General features: G+C 70.5%; 1 protein-coding gene. It reads left to right on the forward strand.

The window, feature by feature from the left end; all coding sequences use genetic code 11:
• A partial coding sequence (locus Y887_RS17560; RefSeq protein WP_046965574.1) for a Gfo/Idh/MocA family protein occupies window positions 1-536 on the forward strand: 536 nt, incomplete at both ends.

The following is a 536-nucleotide window of genomic DNA, read 5'->3' on the forward strand; positions in this document are numbered from 1 at the left end:
GGCGCTGCTGGCCGGTGCGCAGGTCTGCGGTATCGCCGCCTCCTCCCCGCAACGCGCACGCGATGTGGCGCAGTCCTGGAATGTGCCGCGCGCCTATCGCGATATCGAGGAGGTGGTCGCCGATCCGCAGGTGCAGGTCGTGCACGTCTGCACGCCCAACCATCTGCACCGCGCCATGGCGCAGGCGGCGCTGGGAGCCGGCAAGCACGTGATCTGCGAGAAGCCGCTGGCCACGACGCTGGAGGATGCCCGCGCGTTGGCGGCACTGTCCGCCTCGACCGGGCTGGTTGCCACGGTTCCCTTCGTCTACCGCTATCACCCGGTAGTCCGCGAGGCGCGCGCACGCATCGCGCAGGGCGAGCTGGGGCCGCTGCGCCTGATCCACGGCAGCTATCTGCAGGACTGGCTGTTGGACCCTGCCAGCAACAACTGGCGCGTGGACCCGGCGCTGGGCGGCGCATCGCGCGTGTTCGCCGACATCGGCTCGCACTGGTGCGACCTGGTGGAATGGGTCGGCGGCGAGCGTTTCGTCGAGG

The sequence above is a fragment of the Xanthomonas pisi DSM 18956 genome (assembly GCF_001010415.1).
In the GTDB taxonomy this organism is placed as follows: Bacteria; Pseudomonadota; Gammaproteobacteria; order Xanthomonadales; family Xanthomonadaceae; genus Xanthomonas; species Xanthomonas pisi.